Origin of the sequence: Pandoraea sp. PE-S2R-1 (assembly GCF_002179865.1) — a bacterium.
GTDB lineage: Bacteria > Pseudomonadota > Gammaproteobacteria > Burkholderiales > Burkholderiaceae > Pandoraea.
This window is the reverse complement of sequence record NZ_NGUR01000005.1, coordinates 192,972-211,540: the sequence shown is the minus strand read 5'-3', so window position 1 is coordinate 211,540 and position 18,569 is coordinate 192,972. Positions and strand designations below refer to the sequence as shown.

The 18,569-nt window shown below is 64.3% G+C and carries 16 protein-coding genes; 9 read left to right on the top strand and 7 right to left on the bottom strand.

Annotated elements, in window-relative coordinates:
* Positions 1-97 precede the first annotated feature (97 nt).
* Both CDV44_RS02190 and CDV44_RS02185 read left to right on the top strand, forming a co-directional pair.
* Complete coding sequence (locus CDV44_RS02190; protein ID WP_058376053.1) at positions 98-421, top strand: rhodanese-like domain-containing protein; 324 nt, start codon at positions 98-100, stop codon at positions 419-421.
* A gap of 9 nt (positions 422-430) precedes the next feature.
* Complete coding sequence (locus CDV44_RS02185; protein ID WP_087686470.1) at positions 431-1,945, top strand: TolC family outer membrane protein; 1,515 nt, start codon at positions 431-433, stop codon at positions 1,943-1,945.
* Positions 1,946-1,988: 43 nt separating this feature from the next.
* Here the strand turns inward: CDV44_RS02185 and waaA are convergent, their stop codons facing one another.
* The 4 genes from waaA to CDV44_RS02165 all read right to left on the bottom strand — a co-directional run bounded on the left by waaA (position 1,989) and on the right by CDV44_RS02165 (position 6,848).
* Positions 1,989-3,323 (bottom strand): lipid IV(A) 3-deoxy-D-manno-octulosonic acid transferase, encoded by a 1,335-nt coding sequence (gene waaA, locus CDV44_RS02180; protein WP_087686469.1) that lies wholly within the window; start codon positions 3,321-3,323, stop codon positions 1,989-1,991.
* On the bottom strand, positions 3,323-4,264 hold the full coding sequence (locus tag CDV44_RS02175) for a Kdo hydroxylase family protein (protein WP_249277374.1): 942 nt from the start codon (positions 4,262-4,264) through the stop codon (positions 3,323-3,325). Before CDV44_RS02175 ends, waaA begins: the two co-directional genes overlap by 1 nt.
* Positions 4,261-5,250 carry a lipopolysaccharide heptosyltransferase I gene (gene waaC, locus CDV44_RS02170; protein ID WP_249277380.1) on the bottom strand — a complete coding sequence of 330 codons (990 nt, stop codon included), beginning with the start codon at positions 5,248-5,250 and terminating at the stop codon, positions 4,261-4,263. Before waaC ends, CDV44_RS02175 begins: the two co-directional genes overlap by 4 nt.
* A gap of 200 nt (positions 5,251-5,450) precedes the next feature.
* Complete coding sequence (locus CDV44_RS02165) at positions 5,451-6,848, bottom strand: phosphomannomutase/phosphoglucomutase (RefSeq protein ID WP_087686468.1); 1,398 nt, start codon at positions 6,846-6,848, stop codon at positions 5,451-5,453.
* Positions 6,849-7,191: 343 nt separating this feature from the next.
* Between CDV44_RS02165 and CDV44_RS02160 the strand changes: the two genes are divergently transcribed.
* The 7 genes from CDV44_RS02160 to CDV44_RS02130 all read left to right on the top strand — a co-directional run bounded on the left by CDV44_RS02160 (position 7,192) and on the right by CDV44_RS02130 (position 15,289).
* The gene (locus CDV44_RS02160) at positions 7,192-8,409 is read left to right on the top strand and encodes an oligosaccharide flippase family protein (RefSeq protein WP_087686467.1); all 1,218 of its coding nucleotides are present in this window, start codon (positions 7,192-7,194) and stop codon (positions 8,407-8,409) included.
* Between the two features lie 4 nt (positions 8,410-8,413).
* On the top strand, positions 8,414-9,544 hold the full coding sequence (locus CDV44_RS02155; protein WP_087686466.1) for a glycosyltransferase family 4 protein: 1,131 nt from the start codon (positions 8,414-8,416) through the stop codon (positions 9,542-9,544).
* Complete coding sequence (locus CDV44_RS02150; RefSeq protein ID WP_087686465.1) at positions 9,541-10,686, top strand: glycosyltransferase; 1,146 nt, start codon at positions 9,541-9,543, stop codon at positions 10,684-10,686. The genes CDV44_RS02155 and CDV44_RS02150 overlap by 4 nt, the downstream gene beginning before the upstream one ends.
* Positions 10,687-10,692: 6 nt before the next feature.
* The gene (locus CDV44_RS02145; protein ID WP_087686464.1) at positions 10,693-11,847 is read left to right on the top strand and encodes a glycosyltransferase family 4 protein; all 1,155 of its coding nucleotides are present in this window, start codon (positions 10,693-10,695) and stop codon (positions 11,845-11,847) included.
* Positions 11,848-11,902: 55 nt separating this feature from the next.
* A complete protein-coding gene (locus CDV44_RS02140; protein ID WP_087686463.1) occupies positions 11,903-13,003 on the top strand; it encodes a glycosyltransferase in 1,101 nt (366 codons plus the stop codon).
* 50 nt (positions 13,004-13,053) lie between these two features.
* Positions 13,054-14,145, top strand: a complete 1,092-nt coding sequence (locus CDV44_RS02135; RefSeq protein ID WP_087686462.1) for a glycosyltransferase — start codon at positions 13,054-13,056, stop codon at positions 14,143-14,145.
* Between the two features lie 118 nt (positions 14,146-14,263).
* Positions 14,264-15,289, top strand: coding sequence for a symmetrical bis(5'-nucleosyl)-tetraphosphatase (locus CDV44_RS02130; protein ID WP_087686461.1), 1,026 nt, complete (start codon positions 14,264-14,266; stop codon positions 15,287-15,289).
* 113 nt (positions 15,290-15,402) lie between these two features.
* On the opposite strand, the gene CDV44_RS02125 is transcribed toward CDV44_RS02130, so the two are convergent.
* Genes CDV44_RS02125 through CDV44_RS02115 form a run of 3 tightly spaced genes read right to left on the bottom strand, consistent with a single transcriptional unit; the run spans position 15,403 to position 18,536 of the window.
* Positions 15,403-16,233, bottom strand: coding sequence for a 1-acyl-sn-glycerol-3-phosphate acyltransferase (locus CDV44_RS02125; protein WP_087686460.1), 831 nt, complete (start codon positions 16,231-16,233; stop codon positions 15,403-15,405).
* Between the two features lie 12 nt (positions 16,234-16,245).
* The gene (locus tag CDV44_RS02120; protein ID WP_087686534.1) at positions 16,246-17,550 is read right to left on the bottom strand and encodes a dihydroorotase; all 1,305 of its coding nucleotides are present in this window, start codon (positions 17,548-17,550) and stop codon (positions 16,246-16,248) included.
* Between the two features lie 8 nt (positions 17,551-17,558).
* A complete protein-coding gene (locus CDV44_RS02115; RefSeq protein ID WP_087686459.1) occupies positions 17,559-18,536 on the bottom strand; it encodes an aspartate carbamoyltransferase catalytic subunit in 978 nt (325 codons plus the stop codon).
* Positions 18,537-18,569: the final 33 nt, after the last annotated feature.

The following is an 18,569-nucleotide window of genomic DNA, read 5'->3' as shown; positions in this document are numbered from 1 at the left end:
CGCCAGCTGACGGCGGCGCGCCCGGATTGCCGTGTGCGGACCAGTCCCCCGGGGGATGAATGAGGACTGGCCGCCATTTATACGACACACGTTGATCATGCAAAACATTACACCGGCGCAATTAGCCCAGTGGCTGGCGGATGGGGACCGCGGCCAACCCACGCTTCTGGATGTGCGTGAGGATTGGGAAGTGCAGACCTGCCACATTGCGCAGAGCAAGAACGTGCCGCTTGGCGACGTGCCTGCCCGCCTGAACGAACTCGACGCCGACGCGCCCATCGTGTGCATTTGCCATCACGGCATGCGCAGCGCCCGTGCCGCGATGTTTCTGGAACAACAAGGTTTTACCCAGCTTTTCAATCTCGACGGTGGTATCGATGCCTGGGCTCGCCAGGTCGACCCGTCGATGCCGACTTACTGAGCCAGGGCCATGCGCCCCTCGAGGCTCGCCGCGCATCCGCGCGCGGCCAAGCGTGCGCCTGCCCTGCGCGCAGCGTCTGCGATGCCCGTCGTCCTCGCGACGATGTGCTTCGCGCTCGCCGCGCCCGCCAGTGCCACCGATCTTCTCCAGCTTTATGGGGAAGCCCAGACCCGCGACGCGCTGATCGCCAGCGCCCGTTCGGCCTATCTCGCGAATGTCGAAGCCCTGCCGCAGGCACGTGCTGCCCTGCTGCCGCAAGTGACCGCGCGGTGGAGCACCGTGAATACGCACTACGGCACGGGCAATATTTCGAATACGTTCGGCAGCAGCGGTTACAGCCTCGCGCTCACGCAGCCGATCTTCCATTGGGATAGCTGGCAGACGTATCAGCAAGGCAAGCTGACGGTCGCCGCCGCCGAAGCCTCGTTTGCGCAAGCCGAGCAGGATCTGATTCTGCGTGTCGCAGGGGCGTATTTCGATGTGCTCGCGGCGCAGGATGACCTCGCGCTGGCCGGTACGCACAAGCAGGCGATTGCCGAACAGCTCGCCGCCGCGAAGCGCAATTTCGAAGTGGGTAACGCGACGATCGTCGACGCGAATGAAGCGCAGGCCAGTTTCGATCAGGCCACCGCGCAGGAAATCGCTGCGCAGAACACGCTCGACGTACGCCGCGCCGCATTTGCCCGCATCGTCGGCCATCCGGTCGGCTCGCTCGCGACGCTGCGTGCTGGCTCGACGCTGCCCTCGCCGCAGCCGAACAATGTGGCGGATTGGGTCGCACAAGCGGAACAAGCGAACTACGGCGTGCAGTTGCAGACGCTGACGCTGGAGACGGCACGACGAGAAACGTCGAAAGCGAAGTCGGGCTATATGCCGTCGATCGATCTGATCGCCAGTGGGGCGCACTCGAACGTCGGTAACGCGAACAGCCTGCTGTCGTCGGCGATGTCGAGTCCGACCAGCCAAGGCTCAGGGCCCAGCTCGGCGGGACAGATCGGCATTCAGATCAGCATTCCGATCTTCTCGGGCGGCTCGGTGCAGAGCAAACTCCGCCAGACACTTGCGCTGGAAGACAAGGCAACGAGTGATCTCGATGACGCACGCCGGCTTGCCGTGCTGAGTGCGCGTACGTCGTATCTCGGGGTTTCCAGCGGACTGGCGCAAGTGAAGGCGCTTGAGGCCGCAGAGCAATCGGCGCAATCGTCGGTGGCGTCGAACAAGCTGGGCTATCAGGTCGGCATTCGCATCAACGCCGACGTGCTCAACGCGGAAGACAAACTCTTCACGACACGTCGCGATCTCGCCAAGGCACGCTACAGCACGCTGCTCTCAAGCCTTCAGTTGAAGGCCAGCGCGGCCACGCTGGTCGATACGGATCTGCAACTGCTCAACGCGCTGCTGACGGAAAATCCTGACGCGTCGGCTGCGATGGCTGGTGTTCGCGAAGCCGCACCGAAGAACTCCGGCGCGGGGTTGCCTGAAAAAGGCGTGCGGCCGGGGACGACGGCGCCGTTGCGGCGCTAAGGCTGACTCGTATCACTCGGTCTGTCCCTCGGGACAGACCGGCTCAAGTCGCACTCGGTGCCGCTTTTACGACTTGCTCGACCGTCGTCTCCTCACCCAACCAACGGCCCAGTGCGCCCACGGTGCGCTGGGTCGCGCCCTGATGCTGCTTGGCAAATAACGTCGCCGCCGTACGCATCGCCAATCGACGATCGTCGTTGACCAACAAGTCCGCTAACGACGCCGCCAACTCGCCCGCATCGCTCACCCGTCGAGCAGCGCCCGCCGCCAACGCGTTTTCACTCGCCTGCGTGAAGTTGAACATGTGCGGACCGAAAATCACCGGGGTTCCCGCAGCACACGCTTCAATCAGATTCTGGCCGCCCAACGGCAGCAAACTGCCGCCGATGAATGCGATGTCCGCCGCCGAAAAATACGCCGGCATCTCGCCCATCGAGTCGCCCAAGACCACTTCGACGTCGGCAGGCAGCGGCGTGCCGTCGTCAGGCCACGCGCTGCGGCGCACGTAGTTGAGTCTGAATTTCTCCAACATCGCCGCGACTTCGTCGAATCGCTGCGGATGCCTCGGCACCAGCACCAACAACGCGCGACGTCCTTCGTCCGACGCTGCCGCCAACATGGCCCGTGCCTGCAATACCTGCGCTTCCTCACCATCGCGTGTGCTGGCGGCCAGCCACACTTTCCGATTGCCGAAACGCTCGCGCCACACTTTGCCCAGCGCTACCAGTGCGGGGGGTGCCGTCATGTCGAACTTGAGATTGCCCAGCACGTCGACGTCATGCGCACCCAACATGCGCAAGCGCTCGGCGTCGGCATCGCTCTGCGCAAGCACGCGCGTGAAACCACCGAACACCGGACGGGCCGCTTCGCCAAACTTGGCCGCCCGCTTGAATGAGCGCGCCGACATCCGCGCATTGACGAGCACCAGCGGCGTGCCTTGCTCGCGGCACGTGAAGATCAGGTTCGGCCAGACTTCGGTCTCCATCACCACGCCGACGCTCGGGCGCCACTGCTTCAGAAAGCGCCGGATCGGCCCGACCATGTCGTACGGCAGGTAACAGCGCAGCACGCGATCGCCGAACAGGCTTTCGCCCGTGGCACGGCCCGTGGGGGTCATGTGCGTGAGCAGGATGCCGTGCGACGGGTATTGCTCGAGCAAAGCTTCGATAAGCGGCTGCGCGGCACGCGTCTCGCCAACGGAGACGGCATGCACCCAGATGAGCGGGCGGCCGGTGTACGGCGCCGCATCGTAAAAACCGAAACGCTCACCAATGTGACGGCGATAGCCCGGCTCGAACCGGCCGCGCCACCACAGGCGAATCACCGCGAGCGGTGCAACGATCCACCACAACGCACCATAGACGAGACGCAGGAACATCAGATGAGCGCCCGGTGCGTGAGACGTTGCAAGACCGCCAACGGCGAGCACTCGGGGTGCACCATCGCGTCGGCCGGCAGGAAGAAGGTCTGTTCCATCATGAACTGTCCGGACATCACGGCATGCGAGGTCTGGTCGGAAAAACAGATCCACACGCTCCCCGGCGGAAACGGCATGGTCTGCTGATCGGCCTCGCTCTGGTAAGTCATGTCGGCCTTCATGCCGTCGTGCAGATTCAGCATGATGTGGTCGTAACCGCTGCGCGGACGCTTGGTAATGCCCACCGCGTTTTGCAACCATGCGGAACCCGGCCACTGAGTCGGCACTTTCGGCAGGAAACGCTTGGCCACGTCTTCGAACGGCTCGCCCACGCGCCACACGCGAGGCTGGCCCGCCGGGTTGATGTTGGTGAACACGCGCAGGATGCGCTCGCCATAGTTCGGCCGCGACGGGAACGCATCGACGTGCAGGCGGCTGTCGTCCTTGCGCCACGAGGTCTGGCGCGTCTCGACCTGATGCAGACGCAGGCTCGTCGGCGCCGAGCGCAGCTTGCCTCGGTACTCGGGCAACAGGCCGTCGATCAGGCTGCACGCCTGCGCGTAGTAACGCTTCACGAGCGCATGCACGGCACGCTGGGTAGCGTCGTCGGACGCCACGCCCACGAGGACGTCGGTTTTCGGATCGAGACTGATGTTTTTGCGCTTGGGATCGGCAATCGCCGGGTCCAGCAGACGTTTTTCGTCCGCGCCGATCGCAAAGGCCAGATGCGGGAAATACAGCACTTTGCCGGCCTCGACATCGGCTACCAGCCGCTCGCGCGGCAGCGACAATTCGCCGCCCTGCCAGTTGCCGGATTCGACGGTGACGATCTGGCCGCCTTCGTTGCCAGCATTCACGGCGCTCGAAGTGTTCGCGGTGCTGGTTGAATTCGTTTGGCTCATGCGTTTCGGTCCTCCCCGGAGGCGGCGACGTTGCCCGGCAACCCATGCGCTGCCGGCGAGGCTGCCGGCAACAACGGTGCGAACGCGCGCACGGTGTCGCGCACCTGAGCGAGCGTGGGTTTATGCTCGGCGTCGCCGAGATTGACGATGTGCGGCGACCAGAATCCGCCGGTGCGCCACGCAGTGCTGAAATTGTATAGCTCGATAGTCGGGCGGTTCAGCGCTGCGGCAATATGTACCAAACCGGTATCGACGCCGACGGTGATCGCGCCTCGGTCAATCAGCCCGACCACCTGCGACAGATTCATCTTCGGCGGGACCCATGCGCTGTCACCGAGCGCCGCGCCCAAACGCTCGGACACCTCGCGCTCGGCCGCACTGCCCCACGGCAACACGATCAGCAGGCCCTGCGCAGCCAGATCGCGGCCCAGCGCAATCCAGTCGGCCTCGGGCCACGTCTTGTCGTCACGCGATGTGGCATGCACGAACACGGCATACGGGCGGTTCGGGCACTGGCTGTGATCGGCACGCTCGGTCGCAATGCCGAAGTCGATATCCCCCGGCACCTCGAAACCCATCGCCCCGGCGACCAGCAGACGCGAACGCGTCACCACGTGGGTGTGCGGTTCGATCTGCACCATATGTTGGTAGAGCAGCCGCACAGGCCATTCATAGCTGGCGCCTTCGGTGCGATTGCCCAGCCCCCACACGGCACCACGCGCCGTGCGTGCGATCCAGCCGGTCTTGACCAGACCCTGCGTGTCGATCACGTAGTCGTAGGGGGTTTCGCGCAAGGCACGGCGGAATGTGCCGATCTCCTGCCATGTCTGGGCAGCGAGCGGCTTCTTGCGCCAGCGGCGCAGCGCAAAGGGGATAACCCGGCGCACACCGCGCACGAGTTTGACGAGGTCGACGAAGCCCTCTTCCACGACCCAGTCGATCTGGGCGTCGGGATGGTGACGCAGGATGTCCTGCACCACGGGCATGTTATGGACGACGTCGCCGAGCGACGAGACTTTGACGATCAGAACCTGCAACCGAACGCTCCGGCGGTTCGGCCGGGCCTCGTGAGCAAAAACGCGATTTTACTCTGTCCCGGCCCGCCAATCATGGCTTCGGTGACAGTTCGGGCCCGACGCCGCCATTGGCTGGCAAACGTCAGGCCCGAAATGCCCTCAATCCACGCTTAGAACGGCAGCTTGGCGTCCGGCTTGACCGCCAGAATGGCGCTGCGGAAGTCGTCCTGAATACGCTTGATGGCAGCCTCGCTGTCGGCCTCGAAACGCAACACAACGACCGGCGTGGTGTTGGACGAGCGCGCCAGACCAAAACCATCCGGATACTCGACACGCACGCCGTCGATCTTGATGATTTCCTGCGAGCCATCGAACTTCGCGGTCTCGCGCAGCTTGTCGATCAGCGCGAAGTTCTCGCCTTCGGCCAGCGGAATCTGCAACTCGGGCGTGGAGATCGAGTTCGGCAGCGCGTTGAGCACTGCGCTCGGATCGGCCGACTTCGAGAGAATCTCGAGCAGGCGCGCGCCGGTGTACAGGCCGTCGTCGAAACCGTACCAACGATCCTTGAAGAACACGTGACCGCTCATCTCACCAGCCAACGGGGCGCCGGTTTCCTTGAGTTTGGCCTTGACCAGCGAATGGCCCGTATTCCACATGACCGGCTCGCCGCCATGCTCACGCACCCAGCTGGCGAGATTACGCGTGCATTTGACGTCGTAAATGATCTTCTCGCCCGGGTTGCGGCTCAGCACGTCGGCCGCGAACAGCATGAGCTGGCGGTCCGGATAGATGATCTGGCCGTCTTTGGTCACAACCCCCAGACGGTCGCCGTCACCGTCGAAGGCGAGGCCGATCTCGGCATCCGTGGTCTGGAGCGTGCGGATCAGGTCCTGGAGGTTCTCGGGGTGTGCCGGGTCCGGGTGATGGTTCGGGAACGTGCCGTCGACGTCGCAGAACAGCTCGATGACGTCGCAACCGAGCGCATGGAAAAGCGCCGGGGCGTAAGCGCCGGCCACACCGTTGCCGCAGTCGACGGCAATCTTCATCGGACGCGCCAGATGCACGTCGTTCGAGATGCGCGAACGATACGACTCGCCGATCTCGTCGGCCGTGTAGGTGCCCTGACCCGTCTCGAAATCCTGCTGTTCGATGAGCTTCGCCAGACCCTGAATGGCATCGCCGTAAATGGCACGGCCACGCAGCACCATCTTGAAGCCGTTGTAGTCGGGCGGGTTATGGCTGCCCGTGACCATGATGCCGGAATCGACGACGCGCCCGTGCAGGGTCACGTTGGTGGCGAAATAGACCATCGGGGTGACAACGACGCCGATGTCGACCACGTCGACGCCGGCGGCGCGCAGGCCGTCGGAGAGTGCGCCGACCAACTCGGGGCCGGACAGGCGGCCGTCACGGCCGACCACGACAGCATTGCCGCCTTCGCGACGCAGCGCCGTGCCGAAAGCGCGACCGATCAGGTGCGCGACGTTGGCATCGAGGGTCTTGCCGACGATGCCGCGAATGTCGTATGCCTTGAAAATCGCAGGCGAAACTTGCGTGGTTTGCGTCATGGAAAAGGGTCTCTCGGGAACGAGGGGGAAATTAGTACCTGATACGAATAGCTGAAGCGGGTACCCAAGCGGATTCGCGAAGCGGCATGTCAGAGCACGCCGCCATGCTGCCAGATCAAGAACGGCCCGCCACGAAGGCAGGCCGGTAACGGCTGCATTACGCTAAAATTATACGGGACTTCGCCGCACTGCGGCACGCCGCGAAACCCTTGTCAGCGAGTACCTACAATCGCCCTGCGAACCGTACCGGCTCACGATGACAAGCCAGTGAAGTCCCCCAGCACCGGCCTCCCAAGGCCGGTTTTGCTTATTTTGAGAACGAGTGAGCCCCGCGCCCGCCCACATGCCCTACCGGACCATCATTCGCAACATCCTCTGGATGCTGACCGAGCGCGGCGCGCAAATCGTCGGTGGCATCGTGGTCTCCGGCCTGCTCGCCCGTAGTCTCGGTGCCGCCCAGTTCGGCCTGTTTCAATACGCGCAATCGCTGGTATTTCTGGCGGCCTCGCTCACGCTGCTGTGCGGTAGCGAAGTCGTCGTACCGCGCCTCGTGGGCAAGCCCGAAGCGGAGCAGCGCACGGTCATCGCTCACGCCTTCATGCTGCGTCTCGGCGCCGCCGCCGTGGCCTACGCGGCACTGGCCGTCTACGTCATCGTGTTTGCCGACTCGGAACTGATGGCCGCCGCGCTCTGGCTCGGCGTGGCGCTGTGGTTCCGCGAGCCGGTCGGCATCGTCATCGCCTGGTTGCAGGCACGCACGTTCAATCGCCCTAGCGTGACGGCCAACTTGTGCGCACTCGGCGCCAAACTCGCACTGGTAGCGGTGTTGTTCGTCACCCATGCGGGCATCGTCGCGTTCGCCATCGTCTACGCCGTGGAAGCCGCGGTCGCCGCCGCACTGCTCGCCCGCTATTACTTCCGGCATTCACCGTCCACCCGAGTGATCTGGCGTCCCGAACTGCTGCGCGAATTGCTCACGAACGGCATGACGTTCTGGGGCGGTTTGATGCTGATGATGCTCTTCAAGCGCATCGATCAACTCGTGCTCAAGCCGATCATTCCGCTGGCCGAACTTGGCGCCTACGCGGCCGCCATGCAGATTACGGAGAACTTCGTGCTCGTCGCGCCGATCATCGCGAATTCGCTGGCGCCACAGTTGATCTTTCAGGCCAACGATAACCTGCACGCGCGCCGCAATACGGTGCGCGCCATGTGGCTGATGGTCGCGGCCGGGGCAAGTCTGGCCATCCCCATCGCGCTGCTCGCCCCCTGGATCGTGCATTTGATCTACGGCGCCGGGTTTGCGGAGTCGGCGCAGATTCTGCGTGTGTCGGCCCTGATGGGCATTCTGGTGTTTGCTGACGCTGCGCTCAATCTGACGCTGGTGCGGCGCGGTGCCGGGCGCTGGGTGATCGCCAAATGGCTGTTCGCGGCAGTGGTCGCGTTCGCCGTAGTGCGCACGTTCGCCCCGCAAATCGGGGCACTGGCGGGGGCACTGGGGTACGGCGCGGGCTACGCGGCCGCCCTCGGTCTCGGCATCTGGCTGCTGCGACGGGATTGACGCGATGACGACAGCCTCCCCCAACCGCACGCCCCGGACGATCTGCCTGTTCACCGGCACATTGGCCGCCTTCGCCGGTGCCGAGCGGGCGACCGCCACGCTGGCCAACGCGCTTGCCGCACGCGGCCACCGCGTCCACGTGCTTTCGCTGTGGGGCCACACACCCGTCTTTGCGTTGGCCTCCGACGTTCAGCATCACGCACTGTTTGCCGAGCGCGTGGCTTTCAAACATCACTATTTGTCGATCGTTCGAAACGTTCGGCGGTACGTGCGAGAACACGGTATCGACGTAATGATCGACGTCGACCCGATTCTCGCGCTCTACACACTGCCTGCGACGATCGGGCTGTCGTTGCGCCGTATCGCGTGGGAGCACAGCACTTATGCGAGCGACCTCGGCCGTCGCGCGCGCCGCTGGGCCCGCAGTCTGGCCGCACGCCGCTACGATGCCGTCGTGGTGCTTACCGACGCCGATCGCGACGCCTGGCAAGCTCACTATCCTCACGCGCGAGCGCAGTTCGTCACGTTGCCCAATCCGCTGGGCATCGCCGCCCCGGCCGAAGCGCCCTCGCATGATGACGCACGTTGCATTCTCGCTGTCGGGCGTCTGGTGCCCGAAAAGGGGTTCGACCGGCTGATCGACGCGTGGACGAAAATCGCGGCGGACGCGCCCGGCTGGCAGGTCCGGATCGTTGGCGACGGGGCGTTGCGCGATGCCCTTATTGCGCAGGCCCGCGAGCGCGGTGCCGGCGACAGCGTGCAGTTGCTGCCGGCGGTAGCCGACATCGCCCGGCATTACGCCGAAGCCGCGATCTACTGCCTGCCGTCGCGACGAGAAAGCTTCGGCCTGGTGCTGCTCGAAGCACAGGCGTTTGCGCTGCCCATCGCGGGCTTTGCTGCCGACGCCGGGCCCCGGGCACTGCTGCATGACGGGATCGATAGTCTGATCGCTACCGATGGCGATATCGACGCGCTCGCCGTCGTCCTGCGCCGTCTGATCGACGATGCCCCACTTCGCCAGCGGCTCGGCGCTGCCGGCTACGTGCACGCTCAGGCGTACCTGCCCGATGCCATCGCGGCGCGTTGGGAGGGGTTGTGGTCGCACGCGACAACTGCCCCGGGGAGCGCCGCATGAAGATCGTACTATTCGTGACCGGCTTGCAGTTGGGCGGCGCGGAAACGCAGGTCGCCGATCTTGCTCGTGGATTTCTCGCGCGCGGGCACGATGTCGTCATGATCTCGTTGACCGGCGAGTGCACCGTTCGGTTGCCGGACTCCCCCCGCTTTTCCCTGATCGAATTACGCGCCGCCAAGACGCCTTGGTCGCTGGCGGCGGCCGTCGCGAAGTTTGCCTCGCATATCCGGCGCCTGCGGCCGGACGTCGTGCACGCCCACATGGTGCATGCGAACTTGCTGGCCCGCGTTGCCCGGCTGTTTGCGCCGATGCCGGTGCTGGTGACCAGCGCGCACAGCCGCAATGAAGGCGGCAAGCTGCGCATGCTCGCGTATCGGCTCACCGACCGGCTCACCGACCTGACAACCAATGTCAGCGACGACGCCGTCGCCGCGTTCGTGGCCCAACACGCCGCCCCCGCCGCGCGCATCGTCAGCATGCCCAACGGTATCGACACCCAGCGTTACCGCCCCAATCCGGCCGACCGCCCCGCCCTGCGTGAACGTTTGCTGTCAGCAGATGCCCGCTCGCCCGCTCCGCCCGGGCCGCCCGTCGTCTTCGCTGCCGGCCGTCTGGTCGACGCGAAGGACTACCCGACGCTGTTCGACGCCTTCGAGCGAGTGCTCGCCGACATGCCGGATGCCCGGCTCTATATCGCCGGCGACGGCCCGCTGCGTGCCGCCTTGCAGGCACAGATCGAGACGCTGAACCTGTCGCACGCCATCACGCTGCTGGGCCGTCGCGACGATGTAGCGCAGTGGCTGCGCGCGGCCGATGTCTACGCCATGTCGTCGGCATGGGAAGGCCTGCCGCTGGTGGTCGGCGAAGCCATGGCGAGCGGCCTGCCGGTGGTGTCGACCGATTGCGGCGGGGTACGCGAACTGCTCGGCGCTGGCGGCGGCAACGTCCTTGTACCGGTCGGCGATGCCCGCGCGCTGGGCGATGCCCTGACCCGCCTGCTGCGCCTGAGCCCCGACGCACGCGATGCGACCGGGGCCGCCAACCGCGAGCGCATCGTCACTCATTACTCGCTCGACGCCGTCGTGGCGCGCTGGCTCGATGCCTACGCGCAGCTCGCCGCACGGCCCGCTTCAACTCACTGATCGCCCATGCGCCCACCCGTTCTGTTCTGCTCCAATTCGTTCTGGTCGATCCACAACTTCCGCGGCGGCCCGATCCGTGCCCTGCTGGCCGACGGCTACCCGGTGCATGTGGTCGCCCCGGATGACGACTATGCGCCGCTCCTGCGCGCGATGGGGTGCGTTGTTCACCTCATGCCGATGGCGTCGAAGGGCAAGAATCCGCTCGACGATCTCGCGCTTGCCCGGCGGTTGTTCCGCCTTTACCGCAGCGTTCGCCCCGCCGCGTGCTTTCACTACACGATCAAGCCCAATATCTACGGCGCCATGGCCGCGCATTGGGCGCGTATTCCCTCGGTGTCGATCACGACGGGGATGGGCACGGTCTTCATCAATCGTTCGTTCCTGACCCGGATCGTCCGCCTGCTTTACCGCCACGCGTTTCGCCATACGCGCGAGAACTGGTTCCTGAACGAATCGGATTTCGACGCCATGGTCGGCGGCGGGCTCGTCGACTTGCGCAAGGCGCGGCTGCTGCCCGGTGAAGGGGTAAATCTCGATCACTTTGCCAGCGCACCATGGCCGGCCGACAACGGTTCGTTCCGGTTCCTGCTGATTGCCCGCATGCTGCGCGACAAGGGGGTGCTGGAGTTCATCGAGGCGGCCCGCGCGCTCAAGACGTCGGCCCCGCATGTCAAATGCCAGTTGCTGGGTCCGGCCGACGTGGAAAACCCCACGGCCATTTCACGCGACCAGATCGCCGAGTGGGAACGGGAGGGGCTGGTTGAGTATCTGGGGGTGACGCAGGAGGTGCGGCCCGCGATCGCACAGGCGCACTGCATCGTGCTGCCGTCGTATCGCGAAGGCTTGTCCCGGACGTTGCTCGAAGCCGGGGCGATGGCACGCCCGGTGATCACGACCGACGTGCAGGGATGCCGCGAAGTGGTCGACCATGGCATCACCGGATGGGTCGTACCCGTTCAGGATGCCAAGGCGCTGGCAACGCAAATGGCGGCAACTTCTGGCATGCCCCTGCCGGAATTGCAGGCAGTTGGAAGGGCCGGGCGTGCTAAAGTAGCGCAAAATTTCGACGAAGGTCTGGTGATCGCGGAGTATTTCAGAATCCTCGGCGAGATCGATGGGAGCCCCACTCGCACCCGGCTCTCATCCGATTCAGCGCAATAAGCTGACACCAGTCGCACATAAGAACTAACAACGCGCTCAACGACTTGTCCGCACTATGCTGAACCTGACATTGGCCCTCGTAGTTTCGTTTGTCACCACGCTGCTGATCGTGCGTTATGCCCACGTGCATGCGCACTTTTCGAGCGACAGCGACACGAAGGGCGTCCAGAAGGTCCATGCGCACCCGGTGCCACGCATCGGCGGGCTGGGCATCATGCTCGGCCTGCTCGCCGCCGGCACGTTTGCGAAGCTTCACTACGACGGCCCCCTGGAGGAGATTCTCCTTCTCGCGGCGAGCGCCGCCCCGGTGTTCCTTGGCGGCTTCATCGAGGACATCACCAAGCGGGTGTCGCCGCGCATGCGCCTGTTGTGCGCCATGATCTCGGCGTTCGTCGCCTATCTGATACTCGGCATTCACATCAATCGCATCGGCATCGCGCCGATCGATAATCTGCTGACGATTCCCGTCATTTCAGTGGTACTGACGGTCATCTGTACGGCCGCCATGACGAATGCGGTCAACATCATCGATGGCTTCAATGGTCTGGCGGCGATGGTGAGCATCTTCATGTTCGCGTCGCTGGGCTACGTCGCGTTTCAAGTGGGCGACTACATCGTGCTGGCCACGTCGATGATCATGATCGGGGCCGTGCTGGGCTTCTTCATCTTCAATTACCCGAACGGCCTGATCTTCCTCGGCGACGGCGGTGCCTATTTTGTCGGCTTCATGCTGGCCGAACTGGCCATTCTGCTGGTCATGCGCAACCCGGCCGTGTCGCCGTGGTATCCGGCGCTCATGCTGATCTATCCGATCTTCGAGGTGTGCTTCTCGATCTACCGCCGCCGCTTCATCCGGGGGGTGTCGCCCAGCATGCCCGACGGCGTGCACCTGCACATGCTCATTTACAAGCGCATTCTGCGCTGGGCGGTCGGCTCGCGGGTCGCGGCGCAACTCACGCGCCGTAATTCGCTGACGTCGCCGTACCTGTGGGTGCTTTGCCTGCTGGCGGTCATTCCCGCCACGATCTTCTGGCGCCACACGGGCATTCTCGTTGCGTGTTGTCTGGCGTTCATCGTGACCTACACGTGGCTGTATCGCCGCATCGTACGGTTCCGCTCGCCGCGCTGGTTGATCGTCAAGAAAAAGAAATCCTGATTGTCCGCTTCACTCTTTGATGGCCTCATCGCAGGCCATCGGATTGCATCATGCTGAGTCTTGCCATCGCTCTCGTCGTGTCGTTCGTCACGACGCTGCTTATCGTGCGCTACGCGCATGTCCACGCCCGCTTTTCCGGTGACAGCGATGTCGTCGGCGTACAGAAATTCCACGTCCGCCCGGTGCCCCGCATCGGCGGCGTCGGCATTCTGGCCGGCCTGATCGTGGCGGCCACAGCCCTCGCCTTCCCCTACCCCAAAGTCGCGCGCGACATTCTGATGCTCGTGGCCTGCGGCCTGCCGGCGTTTCTCGGCGGCTTTGTCGAAGACCTGACCAAGAAGGTCACGCCGACGGTGCGGCTGGTCTGCACCATGTTCGCCGCCCTGCTCGCGTGGCTGTTGCTCGACATTCGCATCACGCGCATCGACATCGGTTTTGCCGATCGGGCGCTGCTGCTTGCCGCGGTGTCGGTGCCGCTCACGGTGCTGTGCGTCGCCGGCATGGCCAATGCGGTCAACATCATCGATGGGTTCAACGGGCTCGCCGCCATGGTCGCCATGATCATGTTCGCCTCGCTCGGGTATGTCGGATTTCAGGTGCAGGACCCCATTGTGCTCACCACCTCGATGATCATGGTCGGGGCCATTCTGGGATTCTTTATCTTCAACTTCCCCGGCGGCCTGATCTTCCTCGGCGATGGCGGGGCCTATTTCGTCGGCTTCATGCTGGCCGAAATCGCCATCCTGCTGGTGATGCGCAACCCGCAGGTCTCGCCGTGGTATCCCGCACTGATGGTGATTTACCCGGCGTTCGAGGTCTGTTTCTCGATCTACCGCAAGCGCTTCGTGCGCGGCATCTCGCCCGGCATTCCCGATGGCGTGCACCTGCACATGCTCGTGTACAAGCGGCTGATGCGCTGGGCCGTTGGCGTGCGCACTGCGAGTGCCCTCACGCAACGCAATTCCTTGACCTCCCCGTACCTGTGGCTGTTATGCTTGCTGGCAGTGATCCCGGCGACTGTCTTCTGGCGACACAGCCTGGTGCTCGCACTTTGCTGCGTCGCCTTCATGGTGACGTATGTCTGGCTGTACCTGCGCATCGTCCGCTTCAAGGCACCCCGCTGGCTGATCTACAAAAAATGAAAGACCACGGGGGGCGACGTACTTCGGTAAGCCACTGACTGGTGAACCACTGAAGTGCGCGGCCGCGGCACACGGAATCCCCCTGTTCGGGACAACAAGACAAGACAGCGCCACCGCGATGCGTGACATCTATGCCATCGGCGACCTTCAGGGTTGCCAAACGTCGTTTGAAGAACTTCTTGCCCTTTTGCCGGAAGACGCCGATCTATGGCTGGCCGGCGATCTCATCAATCGCGGCCCCCGTTCCCTCGACACGCTCCGTCAGGTCATCGCCCTCGGCGATCGCGTAAGTGTCGTCCTCGGCAACCACGACCTGCACCTGCTGGCGGTTGCCGCCGGGGTGCGGCAGGCGCACGGCAGCGATACGCTCGACGATATTCTCAACGCCCCCGATCGCGACGCACTCATCGACTGGGTGCGCCATCGCCCGCTCGCACACTTCGCCCACGGCCACCTGATGGTGCACGCCGGCGTATTGCCGCAGTGGGACGCCGAGCAAGTCATCACGCTCGCACGCGACGTGGAAAGCCAGTTGCGTGGCCCGGACTGGCAGGCGTTTCTCTCGCGCATGTTCGGCAATCAGCCGGATCAGTGGCGCGAAGGTCTGACCGACGACGACCGTCGACGCCTCACGATCAATGCGCTCACGCGGCTGCGCTTTTGCACCGCCGATGGCCGCATCGACTTCAAGCTCAAGGAAGGTGCCGACGCCGCCACGGACGACCTCAAGCCGTGGTTCGAGGCGCCGAATCGACGAACCGCCGATATCACCGTCGTGTTCGGTCACTGGTCGGCACTCGGTCTGGTGATGCGTGAGCATGTGCTCGGGCTCGACACCGGCTGCGTGTGGGGTGGACAGCTGACGGCGGTGAAACTGGCCGACTCGCCGGCACAACGCGACCTGATTCAGATCGACTGCCCGCAGGTGCGTGACCCGTTCGGCTCCGCCGATGGCAAGAAGCGCGGCAAGATCAAGAAGGCCGAGAAGGCCGAAGATGCGTTCAAGGCTGCCAAGGAAGAAAAGCTTGGCAAGTCCGTGCGCAAGCTCGAGAAGATCGGCAAGAGCGCAGCGAAGAGTTCGAAGGCCGAGAAGGTGGACAAGAACGACAAGCCTGAGAAGGCGGCCAAACGCAAGGAAGCTTGATCGGTTGATCGCTGACCACTTTATCGCCGCGCCGAACAAGCGCATCGTCGATACAAGAACGGCGCCGTGATTGCGGCGCCGTTTTCATTTGTGATCCCGGGAGAGATCCCGAATCAGACCTGCACGGCCTGCGTGGTGTCGCCCTCTTCATCGCCCACAGCGGCCTCACGCGACCCGACCGAGCCGCTCTGCGGCAGCACCGCTTCCGGCAAGTACCCCTGCAACTGATCGCCCACCGCCTTCTGTGCGGCGAGTGCGACGTCGCGCCGATGTTGTCCGTCCTGCGGGTACTGCGGCTCGCCCACTGCCAGACGCACCGTCATCGGCGGCGCACGCAGAATCATGTCGATGGACTCGATCAGTGTCATCTCGCCGATGTACGCCGGTGCCATCGTGTGACGCCCGCTGGCGGCATCGGTGTAGAACAGACACAGCGGCTGCACGGGCTTGCCGGTGCTGACAGGGGCTTGCAACAGATTGGCGTGGAACGGCAGGAGGCTTCTGCCGTCCGTGGTCGTGCCTTCCGGAAACACCGTGATGATGTCGTCGTCGCGCAAACATTCCGACAGGTAATGCATGATCCGACGTGCATCGGCACGGCGTTCGCGTTGCAGGAAGATCGTGCGCGTCTGCACGCACAGCCAGCCCACCAGCGGCCAGTGACGAATCTCGGCTTTCGCCACGAAGCGCACCGGTTGCCACGCATTGATCGCGAAGATGTCGATCCACGAGACGTGGTTGCACAACAGCATCACACCGCTCTCGGGGAGCGGCCCGCGTTGTTCGACTTCGAGTTGCATGCCGCACAGTCTCAGCAGCTTTTGCGACCATGCACGAATGCGGCGATGCCTGCCCGCTTCCGACAGGAACGGGAATAGCATCAGCGCGGTCAGCAGGCCGCGCGCGAGGTGCAGGCCCAGACGGAGTTTTTTGATCAACAACACGGCAATCGCGTCCTAAACGGCAAGGGTTTCATACGCCACGTGGCCGCCGACCAGTGTGAGACGTACGCGTCCCGGCAATTCATAGCCGAGGAACGGGGTGTTGTGTCCCGCACTGCGCAGCAGCGCCGGCGAAACTGTCCAATAGGTGGAAGGCTCGAACACGCAGAGATCGGCCGGCAGGCCAACGGCAAGCTTACCTGCCCCGGCCGCCTCGTCGCTCGTTTTGCTTGGGGTGCCCAAACTGCGCAGACCGTCCAGATGCTGTGCGGGTCCGTGGGTGACGCGCGCCAACGCGTCGATCAGCGGCACCCGGGCTTCATCGGCCCACTTCAATACCAGCGACAACAGTAATTCCAGCCCCGTCGCCCCCGGTACTGCCTCGGCAAACGGCACGAGCCGGGCATCGGCAGCAAGCGGGGTGTGGTCGGAACAGATGGCATCGATCGTCCCGTCGCGGGCCGCATCGCGAATCACCTCGCGATCGCGCTGGCCGCGCAACGGCGGGTCGAGCCGGTACTGGGCATCAAAATAACCGATGTCCATGTCGGTGAGATGGAGGTGATGCGCCGCGACGTCGCACGTGACAGGCAAGCCCTCGGCCTTGGCCGCACGCACCAGCGCGACGCCCGCAGCCGACGACAAGCGGCACAAATGCACCCGTGTGCCCGTGACACGCACCAGTTCGAGAATGGTGTGCAGCGCGATCGTCTCGGCGGCCACAGGAATTCCCGCCAGCCCAAGACGCGACGCCACTGCGCCACTGGCGGCCACGCCCCCGGCGGCGAGTGCGGCATCCTGCGGGCGCAACCAGACGGTCAACCCGAAAGTGCCCGCGTATTGCAGCGCGCGCAGCAGCGTGCGGTTGTCCGCGATCGGTGCATTGGCCTGCGACAAACCAATACAACCCGCCGCACTCAACTGGGCCATTTCGGTGAGTTCCCGTCCGGCGAGTCCGACGGTGAGTGCGCCGAGTGGATGCACTTGCGCGTGGTGCATGGCACGCGCGCGATGCTGGAGCATTTCGACCAGATCGGGCGCGTCGAGCACCGGATCGGCATCGGGCGGACAGACGACGCGCGTCACGCCACCGGCCAGTGCCGCCGCCGCTTCGCTGGCCGCCGTCATCTTGCGGGCCGCCAGATCGATCAGCCCCGGCGCCACGACAAGGCGTGAGACGTCAATCGTTCGATCGACGGTGAAGCCATCCGGCGCGCTGGCCAAGCCGGCAATCTTGCCGTCCGCGATGAATACGTCCTGGACCCGGTCGGTGCGGGTGGCGGGGTCGATGACGCGGCCACCCTTCAGATGCAGTTTCATGGGCGCGCTCATCCGTGGTTTCCGGCGACGATGCTCATCACCGCCATGCGCACGGCAATGCCGAACGACACTTGTTCGAGAATGACGGACTGCGGGCCGTCCGCCACCCGTGAATCGATTTCCACGCCACGATTCATCGGCCCCGGATGCATGACGATGGCGTCCGGCTTGGCCAGGGCCAGCCGCTCGGGGGTGAGGCCGTAGTATTTGAAGTACTCGCTCGCCGACGGCAGCAGTGCACCGTTCATCCGCTCGTTCTGCAAACGCAACATGATGATGACGTCCACGTCGCGCAGCCCTTCATCCATGTCGTGGAACACGCGCACGCCGAGTTGTTCGAGCCCGGTCGGCAGCAGCGTACGCGGCCCGATGGCGCGGACTTCCGGCACGCCGAGCGTGGTGAGTGCGTGAATATCGGAGCGCGCGACCCGCGAGTGCAGGATGTCGCCGACGATGGCCACCGTCAGGTTGTTGAAATCACCCTTGTGGTGGCGAATCGTGTACATGTCGAGCAGCCCCTGCGTGGGGTGCGCATGACGCCCGTCGCCCGCGTTGATGACGTGCACGTGCGGTGCGCAATGCTCGGCGATCAGGTACGGGGCGCCTGACTGTGCATGCCGCACGACGAACAGGTCCGCATGCATCGCCGAGAGGTTGCCGATGGTGTCGAGCAGGGTTTCGCCCTTGCTCGTCGACGACGCGTTGATATTCAGATTCAACACGTCGGCAGACAATCGCGCAGCCGCGATCTCGAACGTCGTGCGCGTACGTGTGGAGTTCTCGAAGAACAAATTGAAAACGGACTTGCCGCTCAGCAGCGGCGCTTTCTTCACGTCGCCGTCGTTCAGACTGACGAACTGTGTGGCCGTGTCGAGAATATGAGTGAGAATGGCGCGCGGCAGGCCTTCGACCGTGAGCAAATGCTTCAACTCGCCGTTGCGAGTCAGTTGCGGGTGGCCGCGCCGGCCGAGCATTCCATTAGCCATGCGGCGTCTCCGGGGCGGTGGCCCGTTGCTGGG